This window comes from Streptomyces sp. NPDC003036 (assembly GCF_040611175.1).
In the GTDB taxonomy this organism is placed as follows: Bacteria; Actinomycetota; Actinomycetes; order Streptomycetales; family Streptomycetaceae; genus Streptomyces.
In genome coordinates this window covers 18,407-32,797 of the sequence record NZ_JBEXNO010000015.1, presented here as the reverse complement: position 1 = coordinate 32,797, position 14,391 = coordinate 18,407, and the positions used below count along the sequence as shown (strand labels likewise).

Annotated in this window: 10 protein-coding genes; 6 read left to right on the top strand and 4 right to left on the bottom strand. The window is 72.6% G+C overall.

The genetic code is table 11. The features are described 5' to 3' along the window. The first annotated feature begins 343 nt into the window (after positions 1-343). Entirely contained in the window at positions 344-1,672 is a 1,329-nt protein-coding gene (locus ABZX67_RS13530; RefSeq protein ID WP_355358603.1) for a hypothetical protein, read from the top strand. 7 nt (positions 1,673-1,679) lie between these two features. On the opposite strand, the gene ABZX67_RS13525 is transcribed toward ABZX67_RS13530, so the two are convergent. The 3 genes from ABZX67_RS13525 to glgX form a co-directional block, all read right to left on the bottom strand. Next, entirely contained in the window at positions 1,680-3,509 is a 1,830-nt protein-coding gene (locus tag ABZX67_RS13525) for an ABC transporter ATP-binding protein (protein ID WP_355358600.1), read from the bottom strand. Then, positions 3,506-5,281 (bottom strand): ABC transporter ATP-binding protein, encoded by a 1,776-nt coding sequence (locus tag ABZX67_RS13520; RefSeq protein ID WP_355358597.1) that lies wholly within the window; start codon positions 5,279-5,281, stop codon positions 3,506-3,508. The genes ABZX67_RS13525 and ABZX67_RS13520 overlap by 4 nt, the downstream gene beginning before the upstream one ends. Before the next feature lie 80 nt (positions 5,282-5,361). After that, positions 5,362-7,548 carry a glycogen debranching protein GlgX gene (gene glgX / locus ABZX67_RS13515; protein WP_355358856.1) on the bottom strand — a complete coding sequence of 729 codons (2,187 nt, stop codon included), beginning with the start codon at positions 7,546-7,548 and terminating at the stop codon, positions 5,362-5,364. 229 nt (positions 7,549-7,777) lie between these two features. Between glgX and ABZX67_RS13510 the strand changes: the two genes are divergently transcribed. From ABZX67_RS13510 to ABZX67_RS13490, 5 genes are all read left to right on the top strand, one after another. Beyond that, entirely contained in the window at positions 7,778-9,028 is a 1,251-nt protein-coding gene (locus tag ABZX67_RS13510) for an Ig-like domain-containing protein (RefSeq protein ID WP_355358594.1), read from the top strand. 198 nt (positions 9,029-9,226) lie between these two features. After that, the gene (locus ABZX67_RS13505) at positions 9,227-10,489 is read left to right on the top strand and encodes an Ig-like domain-containing protein (RefSeq protein ID WP_355358591.1); all 1,263 of its coding nucleotides are present in this window, start codon (positions 9,227-9,229) and stop codon (positions 10,487-10,489) included. Positions 10,490-10,574: 85 nt separating this feature from the next. After that, positions 10,575-11,342: an enoyl-CoA hydratase-related protein gene (locus tag ABZX67_RS13500; protein WP_355358588.1), complete on the top strand. Its 768-nt coding sequence runs from the start codon at positions 10,575-10,577 to the stop codon at positions 11,340-11,342. A gap of 247 nt (positions 11,343-11,589) precedes the next feature. Continuing rightward, the gene (locus ABZX67_RS13495) at positions 11,590-12,105 is read left to right on the top strand and encodes an ATP-binding protein (protein WP_355358853.1); all 516 of its coding nucleotides are present in this window, start codon (positions 11,590-11,592) and stop codon (positions 12,103-12,105) included. A 370-nt stretch (positions 12,106-12,475) separates the two neighbouring features. After that, positions 12,476-13,672 carry a YncE family protein gene (locus ABZX67_RS13490; RefSeq protein WP_355358585.1) on the top strand — a complete coding sequence of 399 codons (1,197 nt, stop codon included), beginning with the start codon at positions 12,476-12,478 and terminating at the stop codon, positions 13,670-13,672. Between the two features lie 16 nt (positions 13,673-13,688). Here the strand turns inward: ABZX67_RS13490 and ABZX67_RS13485 are convergent, their stop codons facing one another. Continuing rightward, positions 13,689-14,327 (bottom strand): GNAT family N-acetyltransferase, encoded by a 639-nt coding sequence (locus ABZX67_RS13485; protein ID WP_355358582.1) that lies wholly within the window; start codon positions 14,325-14,327, stop codon positions 13,689-13,691. Positions 14,328-14,391 lie beyond the last annotated feature (64 nt).

The window sequence follows — 14,391 nt, the reverse complement described above, 5'->3', positions numbered from 1 at the left end:
CCGTTGCTCGCATCGTCATGTTCGTTAAGCGGACGTTTCGTCGGATGAACTGGGGCGTCCGCGGGCGCGCTCCGGAGCGCCTCCCGCACCGGGGGGCGCGCCCCACCCGTGGCGGCCGGGGTGAACTCTGGCGCGTTCCGCTCCGCCCGTCTTCCGGCCGCGCCCCGTCAGTCGTTCGGTCGCCGCCGGACCCGCGTGTCGGGGAGCGCAATGCCTTAATGGTCCCGAATGTCCCGTCAGAACGTCGGAAAAGAAGGCAGGGATCAAGGTGCGGATCTTCTCAAGAGGCCCCGGGCGTACGCCCACCGGACGGCGCCGGCGGAGGTGGCTCCTCGCCGCCGCCGTGACGTCCGCGCTCGCGGCCTCCGGTGCCCCGGCGCACGCCGACGCCGGCGACTGGGTGCCCGTCCCCGACATGAAACTCGCCCGCACGGGCCACGGCACCACCACGGCGCCCTGCCCCGACGCCGTCGACACCCTCGGGGACGGCCAGTGTGTGTACGTCGTCGGCGGCCACCCCCTCGAAGCGGCCCTCTCGCTCCACGCGTACAGCCCCGAGAAGCACACCTGGGCGAAGCTCCCCTCGATGACCGTGGGCCGCTCCGGCCTCGCGGCCGCCACCGCGCCGTGCCCCGCGGGCATCAAGGCGCTCCGCGGCACCTGCGTGTACGCGGTCGGCGGCACCAACGGCGGCGGCTCCCTCACCGCGGTCGAGGCGTACAGCCCGGCCACCAACACCTGGGCGGCCGTGCCCGCGATGCGCAGCGCCCGCGCCTTCCTCGGCGCCGCGACCGCACCGTGCCCGCCCGGCGAGACGTCCCTGCGCGGCCTGTGCGTGTACGCCGTCGGCGGCGCGGCGCGCAGCGGCGCCACGGGCACGGGTGCGGGCCACGCCGCCGCTCAGGCCGCCGCCAAGGGCACCGGTACGGGCACGGCCAAGGACGCCCCCGCCAAGGACCCGGCCAAGGACCCGGCCCCGGACAAGGACCCCGCCAAGGACCCGGCCAAGGACCCGGCCCCGGACAAGGACCCCGCCAAGGACCCGGCCAAGGACCCGGCCCCGGGCACCGGCACCGGTCACACCCCCGGGACCGGCTCCGGCAGCACGATCACCACCCTCGCCACCGTCGAGGCGTACAGCCCCGCCACCAACACCTGGGCGCCGCTGCCTCAGCTCCCCAGCCCCCGCCGCAGCCTGGGCGTCACCGCCGCGACCTGCCCCCGCGCCGTGGTCTCCACCGCCCCCTCCTGCGTGTACGCCGTCGGCGGCACCGGCGCCGAGACCGCCGACCCCGTGAACACCGTCGAGGTCTTCGACCCCGAGGCCCGCGCCTGGGTGAAGCTCCCCTCCACCCCGACCGCCCGCCGCGCCATGGGCGTCACGTCCGGCCCCTGCCCCGGCACCACCTCGATGGTCGGCACCACCTGCGTGTACGGCATCGGCGGCTCGCCCTCCACCCAGATGACGGCCGTCGCCACCACGGAGGTCTTCGCCCCCCGCACCAACAGCTGGTCGGCCGTCCCGTCCCTCCCCGAGGCGCGCTTCGGCTTCGGTGCCACGGCCGCCCCCTGCTCCGACGACCTCGCCCGCACCTGCCTCTACGCCCCCGGCGGCATGGCGGGCACCACGCCGAGCGCCCGCATCTCGGCCTACGACGTGTCGCGCGCCTGACAGGGCCTCACCCCACCAGGCTGTCCCGCCACGCGCGGTGCAGGTCCGCGAAGCGGCCCTCACCCGCGATGAGTTCGGCCGGCGGGCCGTCCTCCACGATGCGGCCCGCCTCCATCACCAGCACCCGGTCGGCGATCTCCACCGTCGAGAGGCGGTGGGCGATCACCACCGCCGTGCGGCCGTGCAGCACCGTGTCCATCGCGCGCTGCACGGCCCGCTCGCCCGGGACGTCGAGAGAGCTGGTCGCCTCGTCCAGGATCAGCACCGCCGGATCGGCCAGCAGGGCGCGGGCGAAGGAGACCAGCTGCCGCTGGCCCGCCGAGATGCGCCCGCCGCGCTTGCGCACGTCGGTGTCGTAGCCGTCCGGGAGGGCCGCGATGAAGTCGTGGGCGCCGATCGCCTTCGCGGCCCGCTCGATCTCCTCGCGGCTCGCTTCCGGGCGGCCCAGCGCGATGTTCTCCGCGACCGTCCCGGAAAACAGGAACGCCTCCTGCGTCACCATCACCACCCCGCGCCGCAGCTCCGCGTTGGCCAGCTCGCGCAGGTCGACGCCGTCGAGCAGGACCCGGCCCTCGGTCGGGTCGTAGAAGCGGGCCAGCAGCTTCGCGAGCGTCGACTTGCCCGCGCCCGTCGCCCCGACCACCGCGACCGTCTGCCCCGCGGGGATCGTCAGGCCGAAGCGCGGCAGCACCTCGCCCCCGGTGCGGTACGCGAACCGGACGCCCTCGAAGGCCACCTCCCAGCCCGGGCCGCCCGTCCCCGACGGCGGCAGGGCGCGCGGCGCGGCGGGCTCCGGGACCGTCGGGGTCTGGGCCAGCAACCCGGCGATCTTCTCCAGCGACGCGGCCGCCGACTGGTACGAGTTCAGGAACATCGCCAGCCGGTCGATCGGGTCGTACAGCCGGCGCACGTACAGCACGGCCGCCGCCAGCACCCCCAGCGCGAGCGTGCCGTCCGCCACCCGGTACGCGCCCCACAGCACCATGCCCGCGACCGCCGTGTTGGCGACCAGGCGCGAGCCGACGACATAGCGGGCCATCTCCAGGATCGCGTCGCCGTTGCGCCGCTCGTGGCGGTGGTTCAGCTCCCCGAAGCGCGCGTCGTTGGCCCGCTCGCGGCGGAACGCCCGCACCGGGCGGATGCCGTTCATCGTCTCGGCGAACTGCACGATCACCGACGAGATCGCGGTGGACCGCGCGCTGAACGCGACCGCCGCACGCCGCTGGTAGAGCCGTACGAGCAGGTACAGCGGCACGAAGGACGCGACGGCCACGGCGCCCATGCCCAGGTCCAGCCAGAGCAGCAGCAGCGCGATGGAGACGAAGGACACGAGGACGCCGACCAGCTCCTGCAGCCCCTCGCTGAGCAGTTCCCGCAGCGCCTCGACATCGGTCGTGGCCCGCGAGATCAGCCGGCCCGAGGTGTACCGCTCGTGGAAGTCGACGCTCAGCGCCTGCGCGTGCCGGAAGATCCGGCCGCGCAGGTCCAGCAGCACGTCCTGGTTGACGCGCGCGGAGGCCCGGATGAACGCGTACTGGAGCAGCCCGGCGCCCACCGAGCACGCCGCGTACCCGGCGCCGACCGCGACCAGCGGCCCGTACACCTCGCGCCGCAGCGCCGGTACGGCGGTGTCGATGGCGTACGCGACGAGCAGCGGCCCCGCCTGCACGGCCGCCTGCTGCACCAGCAGGAGCAGCGCCGCGAGCACGACCCGCCCGCGCAGCGGCCGCAGCAGCGACCGCAGCAGCGCGCCCGTCGCCCCGCGCGCGGCGGGCAGCGCGTCCCGGTCGAACGGATCGCCGCCGCCGGGTTTCGTCCCCGTCCCCGTCTCCGTCACCGCGCACCGCCCCTCGTCGTCTCCACACCCGACATCAGCCACGCGTACTCCGAGCTCGTCCGCAGCAGCTCCTGGTGCGTGCCCACCGCCGCGACGCGGCCCTCCGACAGCAGGGCCACGCGGTCGGCGAGCAGCACCGTGGAGGGGCGGTGCGCCACCACCAGGGCCGTCGTGTCGCGCAGGACCTCGCGCAGGGCCGCCTCGACCAGGCCCTCGGTGTGCACGTCCAGCGCGGACAGCGGGTCGTCCAGGACCAGGAAGCGCGGGCGGCCCACCACCGCCCGGGCCAAGGCCAGGCGCTGACGCTGGCCGCCCGACAGGCTCAGGCCCTGCTCGCCGACCTGTGTCGCGGTGCCGTGCGGCAGCGCGCCCACGAAGTCCGCCTGGGCCACCTCCAGCGCCCGCCGCAGCTCGGCCTCGCCCGCCCCCGCCGGGCCCGCGCCCATCAGGACGTTCTCGCCGACGCTCGCCGAGAAGAGCGTCGGCTCCTCGAAGGCGACCGACACCAGCTCGCGCAGCCGCTCCCGGGGCAGGGCCGCCACCTCGACCCCGTCGAGCAGGATGCGGCCGCCCGTCACCTCGTGCAGCCTCGGCACCAGCGCCGTCAGGGTGGTCTTGCCGGAGCCGGTGGCGCCGACCAGCGCCATCGTCTCGCCGGGCCGCACCCACAGGTCGACACCGGCCAGCACCGGCGGCGCGTCGGGCGGCGCGTCCGGATAGCGGAAGGAGACGTTCTCGAACCGCAGGCCCCCGGACGAGGGGGAAGCCGACGCGGCACCACCACCGTCCTCCTCCTGCTCGTCCATCACCTCGAAGTACCGGTCCGACGCCGTCGCCGCCTCCTGGCTCATCGCCAGCAGGAAGCCGATCGACTCCACCGGCCAGCGCAGCGCCAGCGCCGTCGACAGGAACGCCACCAGCGTGCCCGCCGACAGCTCCCCGTCCGCCACCCGCACGCTGCCCAGCACCAGCGCCGCGCCGATCGCCAGCTCCGGTACGACGGTGATCACGCCCCATATGGCGGCCAGCAGCCGCGCCTTGACCAGCTCCGTACCGCGCAGCCGCCGCGCCAGCGCGCGGAACGCCCGCGCCTGGCTGCGGTGCCGGCCGAAGCCCTTGATCACCCGGATGCCGAGCACGCTCTCCTCGACGACCGTCGTCAGATCGCCCACCTGGTCCTGCGCCCGCCGCGCGACGACCGAGTACCGCGTCTCGAACAGCGCGCACACCACGATCAACGGCACCACCGGCATCAGCAGCACCAGCCCCAGCACCAGGTCCTGCGCCAGCAGCACCGCGCAGCCCACCAGCACCGTCACACCGTTGACGAAGAGGAACGTCAGCGGGAACGCCAGGAACATCCGCAGCAGCGACAGGTCCGTCGTCGCCCGCGACAGCAGCTGCCCCGACGCCCACCGGTCGTGGAACGCCACCGGCAGCCGCTGCACATGCCGGTACAGGTCGGCGCGCATCGCCGCCTCCACCCCCGCCAGCGGCCGCGCCACCAGCCACCGCCGCAGCCCGAACAGCGCCGCCTCCGCGACTCCGAGCCCCAGCACCACGAGGGCCCCCAGCCACACCCCGCCCGGATCGCGCTCCGTCACCGGACCGTCCACGATCCACTTCAGTACGAGGGGGATGACCAGGCTCAGACAGGACGCCACCACGGCGACGAGGGCGGCGACGGACAGCCGCGCCCGTACCGGCCGGACGTACGGCCACAGGCGCAGCAACGAGCGCACGCTCGAACGGTTGGTCACATGGTCAGCCATCAGCACCGAGCCTACGGTTGACCACTGACATCGCTCGCCCGATTTTCGGCCGACCGGTGCCGGACCGGTCCTACTCCGTCCTAATCCCGGACGCGCAGCAGCAGCACCGACCTCGGCGGCACCGTCAGGAGACCGCCCCCCTCGTGCACCGTCCCCGGCTCCTCCGCCTGCTCCTCCCGCGAGGTGTCCACCACCAGCTCGTACGACGCGGCCCACGGCGGTCCCGGCAGCCGGAAGTCCAGCGGGTCGGCGGCCGCGTGGAGGATCGCCAGGAAGCTGTCGTCGGTGACCGGCTCCCCGCGCGCGTCCCGGCCCGGGATGTCCCGGCCCGACAGGTACAGCCCGATCGTCGCCGTCCGCGCGTACCAGTCCCCCTCCGTCATCTCCTCGCCCCGCGAGGTGAACCACGCCAGGTCCCGCAGCCCGTCCGCCGCCTGCGGCCGGCCCGAGAAGAACGCCCGGCGCCGCAGCACCGGATGGGCGTGGCGCAGCTGAAGCAGCCGGGACGTCAGCTCCAGCAGGCCGCGCGGCCCCGGCTGCTCCGGCAGCGACCAGTCGACCCAGCCGAGCTCGTTGTCCTGGCAGTACGCGTTGTTGTTGCCGCCCTGCGTGCGGCCCATCTCGTCGCCCGCGACCAGCATCGGCACGCCCGTCGACAGCAGCAGCGTGGTGAGCAGGTTCCGCAGCTGCCGCCGCCGCAGCGCGTTGACCCCCTCGTCGTCGGTCTCGCCCTCCGCTCCGCAGTTCCACGACCGGTTGTCGTTCGTGCCGTCCCGGTTGCCCTCGCCGTTCGCCTCGTTGTGCTTCTGCTCGTACGACACGAGGTCGCGCAGCGTGAAGCCGTCGTGCGCGGTGACGAAGTTGATCGAGGCGTACGGGCGCCGCCCGCCCCACGCGTACAGGTCACTGGACCCGGACAGCCGGTACCCGAGGTCCCGCACGTCCGGCAGGGCACCGCGCCAGAAGTCCCGCACGGCGTCCCGGTAGCGGTCGTTCCACTCCGCCCACAGCGGCGGGAAGGCCCCCACCTGGTAGCCGCCGTTGCCCACGTCCCACGGCTCGGCGATCAGTTTCACCCGGCGCAGGACCGGGTCCTGGGCGATGACCGCGAGGAACGGCGACAGCATGTCGACGTCGTGCATGGAGCGGGCCAGCGCCGCCGCCAGGTCGAAGCGGAAGCCGTCCACGCCCATCTCGGTGACCCAGTAGCGCAGCGAGTCGGTGATCAGGCGCAGCACGTGGGGCTGCACCACATGGAGGGTGTTGCCGCAGCCCGTGTAGTCGGCGTACCGGCGGGGGTCGGCGGCCAGCCGGTAGTAGCCGCGGTTGTCGATGCCGCGCAGCGACAGCATCGGGCCCAGCTCGCTCGCCTCCGCGGTGTGGTTGTAGACCACGTCGAGGATGACCTCGATGCCCGCCGCGTGCAGCGCCTTCACCATCCGCTTGAACTCGCCCACCTGCTGCCCGGCCGTGCCGGACGCGCTGTACGCGGCGTGCGGCGCGAAGTAGCCGATGGAGTTGTAGCCCCAGTAGTTCCGCAGCCCCCGCCGCAGCAGATGGTCCTCGTGCGCGAACTGGTGCACCGGCAGCAGCTCCACCGCCGTCACCCCGAGCCGTACGAGATGCTCGATCGCGGCCGGATGGGCGAGCCCCGCGTAGGTGCCGCGCAGCTCCTCCGGGATGCCCGGATGGCGCTGGGTGAAGCCCTTCACGTGCAGCTCGTAGATGACCGAGTCCGCCCATGGCGTCTTCGGCCGACGGTCGTCCGCCCAGTCGTCGTCATCGTGCACGACCACGCCCTTGGGCACGTACGGCGCCGAGTCGCGGTCGTCGCGCACGGTGTCGGCGACGTGCTGGTCCGGCCAGTCGCGGACGTGCCCGTAGACCTCCGCCGGAAGGGTGAAGTCTCCATCGACCGCACGCGCGTACGGGTCCAGCAGCAGCTTCGCCGGATTCCAGCGGGCACCCGTCCACGGGTCCCAGCGGCCGTGCACCCGGTAGCCGTACCGCTGCCCGGGCCGTACGCCCGGCACGAAGCCGTGCCAGATCTGATGGGTCAGCTCGGTCAGCGCGGACCGCCGCTCCGTGCCGTCCTCGTCGAACAGGCACAGCTCCACCGCCTCCGCGCCGCCCGCCCACAGGGCGAAGTTCGTCCCGGCGACGCCGTCCGGCCCCACCCGGAACCGCGCGCCCAGCGGCGTCGGCGCCCCCGGCCACACCGGTGGCCCCGGGGCCGTCCGGTGGCGCCCGTTCAGCTCGCGTACCACCCGCGGCGCACCGGGCGCGCTCCGCGCACGCCGCACCGCCTCCTGCTCCGCTGCGCTCGACACCTGCGGCCTCCCGCGGCTCCCGTTTGCCCATGCGGGAGACGAGCCGCGGCGTCCCGGCCGCGGCTTGCCCGCACATGGTCCTCCACCTGTTCTGCCCGCAAGGCCCTGCTCCCAACATGACCCGCACTGACGTTTCCCTTGGAGGGGCGCACTCGTTGGGCGCATCGTGAAACACGTACTGAGACGGGCAGGGCTCGGCACGGCCGCGGCCGTGACATGGGCGGGACTGGTGGCAGGGCTGGTGGCGGGCCTGGCGGCCTGCACCGGAGGGGCCTCGCTGGACCTCGGCGTCGGGGACAAGGCCCGGGCGCCCGGTGACACCATCCGGGTGATCCCCGAGGACGGCGCCAAGGGCATCGCTCCCGACAGCCGGCTGGAGGTGCGCGTGCCCAGCGGGCGGCTGGAGCGCGTCCGGGTGATGAAGGTCGAGGACGACCGGCCGGCCGAGGTGCCCGGGTCCCTCTCCGAGGACGGGCTGCGCTGGCGCCCCGCGCCCGGTACGCGCCTGGCGCTGGCGGCCAAGTACAGCGTGGACGCCGTCGCGCTGGACGGTCACGGCCGCCGCTCGGCGCGGCACTCCACCTTCACCACCCTCGTCCCCGAGCACCGTTTCATCGGCTACTTCAAGCCCGAGAACCGCTCCGTCGTCGGCACCGGAATGATCATCTCCTTCGGCTTCAACCGCCCCATCGAGAACCGCGCCGCCGTCGAACGGGCCATCCGGGTCACCGCCCACCCGCCGGTCGAGGTGGCCGGCCACTGGTTCGGCAAGGACCGGCTGGACTTCCGGCCGCGCGCGTACTGGAAGCCGGGCACCCGGGTCACCGTCGAGCTGCGGCTGCGCGACGTCGAGGCGGCACCGGGCGTGTACGGCATCCAGCACAAGACGGTGGGCTTCACCATCGGCCGCTCCCAGGTGTCCCGGGTGGACGCCGAGGAGCACACCATGGAGGTGCGGCGCGACGGCAGGCTCGTCACGACGCTGCCCATCACGGCCGGGGCGCCCAAGACGACCACGTACAACGGCAAGATGGTGGTCAGCGAGCTCTTCGACGTGACGCGGATGAACGGCGCCACGGTCGGCTTCACGGACAAGAAGACCGGCAAGGGCGAGTACGACATCAAGGACGTGCCGCACGCGATGCGGCTGACCGACTCGGGGACCTTCCTGCACGGCAACTACTGGGCCCCGGCGACGACCTTCGGCGCGGCGAACGTCAGCCACGGCTGCGTGGGGCTGCGCGATGTGAAGGGCGGCAGCCCGGACACCCCGGCGGGCTGGTTCTTCGACCGGACCCTGATCGGCGACGTGGTGGAAGTCGTCAACTCCCAAGACCGTACGGTCGCTCCCCACAACGGCCTGGGCGGCTGGAACATGGACTGGAAGCGCTGGAAGGCGGGCTCCGCGCTGTCCTGAGTGCTTCCTTCACCCCCGCCCACCCGCGCGCGCCCCGCATGGCACGTGTTCGTCCTGGACAAGTTGGGACTGAACGGTGACATTCGAGGGCGCTGCGTGGTGCCTGCAATGTGATTATCTAACGCGGTGCGCGCGGTTGAAGCGCGCGGGGGTGCGGGCCGTGGCGGTGCCAGGCCGGTGCGAGGGGAGAACACCACAGTGAACGGGCAGCCGATATCGGGGGCATCGGCCGGAGCGGGCGGCACGCGCAGCGCGGGCACGGGCAAGCGCAGGGGCACGGCCCTGCTCATGGGGGCGTTGCTGCTGCTGGCGACGGCGTGCGGGGGCGGGGGCTCCGACAGCGGCGGCGGCAAGGGCGGGGACAAGAAGCAGGACGCGGCCGCGGTGGGGAACGCGGCCTCGCAGGCGGTCGTCACCGTCACGCCCAAGGACGGCGCCGCGTCGGTCGCCACCAATGGGGCCCTGAAGGTCACCGCCGAGAAGGGCAAGCTGACCACGGTCACGGTCGCCGACTCCAAGGGCAACCAGGTCGAGGGCAAGATCGCCGCCGACGGCACGAGCTGGGAGCCGGTCCGGCACCTCGCCTCCGGCACCAAGTACAAGGTGCACGCGATAGCCAAGGACGCCGAGGGCCGTGAGTCCGCCAAGGACACCACGTTCACCACGCTTGTCCCGAAGAACACCTTCATCGGCCACTACACGCCGGAGGACGGCTCGACCGTCGGCGTGGGCATGCCGGTCTCCATCAACTTCACCCGCGGCATCACCAACCCGGAGGCCGTCGAGAAGGCCATCAAGGTGACCGCCGTGCCGTCCGTGCCGATCGAGGGCCACTGGTTCGGCAACGACCGCCTCGACTTCCGCCCCGAGAACTACTGGGCGGCGGGCACCAAGGTGACCGTGAAGCTGGACCTGGACGGCGTCGAGGGCCGCCCGGGCGTGTACGGCAAGCAGTCCAAGACGGTGTCCTTCACCATCGGCCGCAGCCAGGTCTCCACGGTCGACGCGAGCGAGAAGACCATGAAGGTCGTCCGCGACGGCAAGCTCATCAAGACCATCCCGATCACCGCGGGCGCGCCGTCGACGACGACGTACAACGGCCAGATGGTCATCAGCGAGAAGTACAAGGTGACCCGGATGAACGGCGCCACCGTGGGCTTCGGCGGCGAGTACGACATCAAGGACGTGCCGCACGCCATGCGCCTGTCGACGTCCGGCACCTTCGTCCACGGCAACTACTGGGCGTCGGCGGGCACCTTCGGCTCGGCCAACGTCAGCCACGGCTGCGTGGGCCTGCGCGACGCACGCGGCGCGGGCGACCCGAACACCCCGGCGGCCTGGTTCTACGACAACTCGCTCATCGGCGACGTGGTCATCGTGAAGAACTCGAAGGACAAGCAGATCAAGCCGGACAACGGCCTCAACGGCTGGAACATGTCCTGGTCGGAGTGGATCAAGTAAGTCACGCGCTCGTCAGGGCCCGGTGCCGCGGAAGTGACCGACGGCACCGGGCCCGTTGTCGTTAACGGACGCTAACCTGCGTCGTATGACAGTCACTCTCGAAGTCTCCGAAGGCGTCGGCACCCTCCGCCTGGACCGCCCGCCGATGAACGCGCTGGACATCGCCACGCAGGACCGGCTGCGCGAGCTCGCGGAGGAGGCCGCCCGCCGCGACGACGTCCGCGCCGTGGTGCTGTACGGCGGCGAGAAGGTGTTCGCGGCCGGCGCGGACATCAAGGAGATGCAGGCGATGGACCACGCGGCCATGGTGCTGCGCTCCAAGGCCCTCCAGGACTCCTTCACCGCCGTCGCCCGCATCCCCAAGCCCGTCGTCGCCGCCGTCACCGGGTACGCGCTCGGTGGCGGCTGCGAGCTCGCCCTCTGCGCCGACTTCCGGATCGCCGGCGAGAACGCGAAGCTGGGCCAGCCCGAGATCCTGCTCGGCCTCATCCCCGGCGCGGGCGGTACGCAGCGCCTGGCCCGGCTCGTCGGCCCCTCGAAGGCGAAGGACCTGATTTTCACGGGCCGTCACGTGAAGGCGGACGAGGCGCTGGCCATCGGGCTCGTGGACCGCGTCGTCCCGGCGGCCGAGGTGTACGAGCAGGCGCACGCCTGGGCCGCGAAGCTCGCCCAGGGGCCGGCGCTGGCGCTGCGCGCCGCCAAGGAGTCCGTCGACGCGGGCCTGGAGACGGACATCGACACGGGCCTGACCATTGAACGGAACTGGTTCGCCGGGCTCTTCGCGACCGAGGACCGGGAGCGCGGTATGCGTAGCTTCGTGGAGGAGGGTCCCGGTAAGGCCAAGTTCCTCTGAGCGCGGCCCCGTTGGTGACCCCGGTTTTCGCGTGTCAGCCGTGCGGGTGGTTTGACGGAGCGGTGAACGGGCCCGGGGTTATGCCGCCGGCCCGCTCGGCCGGGCGAGTGTGATCTGCGTCACCGCAGGTCACGCCCCACATGCGGGCTTTTCATGCCATTGGCATATGCCAAACATGCCCCTCGGCGCCGTCGTCGGTGGAGGACCGATTCCTCGGGAACGGCCCCGCGCCGGCGGCCGGGCGGCCATGATGGGGGGCATGGCGGGGCTGGAAGGTGTGGAGCAACCACGGCAGCGCGGCGGCGCCACCGCCGCGCGGTGGGTGCCGGTCGCGGACGACGAAGAGGCGCTCAAGGCGCTGGAGTTGTTGGGCAATCCGACGGAGGACGAGGTGCGGCTGCCGTCCCTGCCGGAGTCGGCGGCCACGGCCCGCCGGCTCACGCAGTGCGTCGTCCTGCGGCAGTGGGCCCTCGGCCCGCAGATCGCCGAGCACGCGATCCTGCTCGTCTCCGAGCTCGTCGGCAACGCCGTACGGCACACGGGGGCCCGCGTCTTCGGCCTGCGGATGCTGCGGCGGCGCGGCTGGATCCGGATCGAGGTCCGCGACCCCTCGCGCGGCCTGCCCTGTCTGATGCCGGTCCGCGAGATGGACACCAGCGGACGCGGGCTCTTCCTCGTCGACAAGCTCTCCGACCGGTGGGGCGTCGACCTGCTGCCGCGCGGCAAGACCACCTGGTTCGAGATGCGCGTCTCGGACCGGTGACCTGCCGGGCCGCCGTGACCGTGCACGAAGAAAGCCCCCTCGCGCCGTGGTGCGGCGCCGCGGGGGCTTTCTCGTGCGGCGCCGTGAACGGGGAGTGGGGTGTGTCCACGGCGCGTGTGCGACCTCGCCCGGGTCAATGGGGGTCGTGTGCACCGACTATGGCAGACGGGGGGCCTTGCCGCCAAACGACCCTACCGGCTCAATAGTGTGCAAATCGGGCTATGCGGAGACGGAAACGCAGGTGAGTTAGGCCACCCACCTTGCAAACCATGAATAAATATGGGTCAGGCTGTTTGATTCCTCGGCTTCTCGCCCCCATTCAAATTTTCCCCCTCGTTATGGTTCGCCCCGTTCGCGCCATACATGTCGCGTGACGACCCTCTCGCAGCGATCGAAGAGCCTTCTCGCGGCCGGCGCGCTCGCCGCGCTCGCGGCCCTCGCCGGTTGTTCCGGCGCCGGCGCCGACCGCACCGAGGCGCGGTCCACGAAGGCCGCCGCGCCCGCCGCCGTACCGAAGGCCAAGGCGAAGGCCCCGGGGGGACTGCCCGGCATGCCGCCGCTCCTCGATCCCCGGGACGTCTACGCGGCCGACCGCCCGAACCGGCTCTCGCCGGTGGTCAAGGGCTTCCCCTCGCGCGTGTACGTGCCCAACACGAACTCGGGCACGGTCTCGGTCATCGACCCGAAGACGTACAAGGTCATCGAGACCATCAAGGTCGGCGTCCAGCCGCAGCACGTCGTACCGTCCTGGGACCTCAAGACGCTCTGGGTCAACAACAACCGCGGTCACACCCTCACCCCCATCGACCCGCGCACCGGCGCCGCCGGCAAGCCGGTCGAGGTCCACGACCCGTACAACCTCTACTTCACGCCGAACGGCAAGTACGCCGTCGTCATGGCCTCCCTCGACCGCGAGCTCGTCTTCCGCGACCCGCACACCATGGAGCGCGTCCACACCGAGCCCGTCTCCTGCTACGGCGTCAACCACGCCGACTTCTCGGCCGACGGCCGCTACTTCGTCGTCTCGTGCGAGTTCTCCGGCGAACTGCTCAAGGTCGACACCGAGAAGATGAAGGTGATCGGCCAGCAGCGGCTGCCCTTCCGGGGCGCCATGCCGCAGGACGTGAAGCTCTCCCCGGACGGCAAGACCTTCTACATCGCCGACATGATGGCCCACGGCATGTGGGTGCTGAACGGCGACACCTTCGCCCCGCCGAAGCTGCTGCCCACCGGCAAGGGCTGCCACGGCCTGTACGTCTCCCGGGACTCGAAGGAGATGTACGTCTCCAACCGCGGCGAGGGCTCCGTCTCCGTCTACGACTTCGCGCGCGGCGCGCTCACCAAGAAGTGGCACCTGCCGGACGGCGGCTCACCCGACATGGGCGGCGTCTCCGCCGATGGCAAGGTGCTGTGGCTGTCGGGGCGGTACGACTCGGAGGTGTACGCGATCGACACGACGACCGGCAAGCAGCTCGCGCGCATCCCGGTCGGCAGCGGCCCGCACGGCCTGGCGGTCTACCCGCAGCCCGGCCGCTACTCGCTCGGCCACACCGGCGTCTTCCGCTGAGCCGTCACGAGGTGTCCTACCCGGCGATGAACAGCGCCTCCGACCCCACCGGGCGGTAACCCGCCGCCTGGAAGGCCCGCACGCTGCGGGCGTTGCCCGGCGCCTGCTGGGCCCACACCACCGCGTCCGGCACCAGGTGGCGGGCCGCGACGGCGAGGGCCGTGCCCAGTCCGCCGCCGCGCGCCTCCTCGTCGACCTCGACCGCCGCCTCCCAGCGGCCGGCGACGCCGCGCCCGAGGATCACCACGCCGCCGTCGGCCGCCCAGACGCGTACGTCGTCGCGGAACTTGAGGGCGCGCGCGACGCGGGGGTGGCCGGGGTCGGCGATCTCGCGCAGGGGGCGCTCCGGGGCGCCGGGCAGGGCGGGGGCGGCCGTCAGCAGGTCGACGGTGTTCATGTGGCGGCCCGTACGGGCCAGGACCGCCGCGAGGAACACCGGGTTCATGGTGGCGGCCAGGGGGTCGCTCGCGGTGGCCGCGAGGGTGGAGCGTATCCAGTCCGGGTCCTCGTCCGTGAAGACCACCGAGTGCGCGGTGAAGGAGAGCACCCCGGCGTCCCGGGTGTTCGGCTGCGGGACCACCGTCACCGAGCCGTCGGCCGGCGGGAACACGCCGCGTGCCGCTGCCGCCAGGATCTCCGCCACCGTATCGCTCATGCGTTCCATGGTGCCGGATGGCCCCCGGACCGGGTGCACCTGCCGTCCCGATAATCTGACCGGC

What these genes read in the sequence shown, in the direction of transcription:
- ABZX67_RS13520 (WP_355358597.1), bottom strand. Translation starts at nt 5,281, where the DNA reads ATGGCTGACCATGTGACCAACCGTTCGAGCGTGCGCTCGTTGCTGCGC.
- ABZX67_RS13500 (WP_355358588.1), top strand. Translation starts at nt 10,575, where the DNA reads ATGACAGTCACTCTCGAAGTCTCCGAAGGCGTCGGCACCCTCCGCCTG.
- ABZX67_RS13495 (WP_355358853.1), top strand. Translation starts at nt 11,590, where the DNA reads ATGATGGGGGGCATGGCGGGGCTGGAAGGTGTGGAGCAACCACGGCAG.
- ABZX67_RS13485 (WP_355358582.1), bottom strand. Translation starts at nt 14,327, where the DNA reads ATGAGCGATACGGTGGCGGAGATCCTGGCGGCAGCGGCACGCGGCGTG.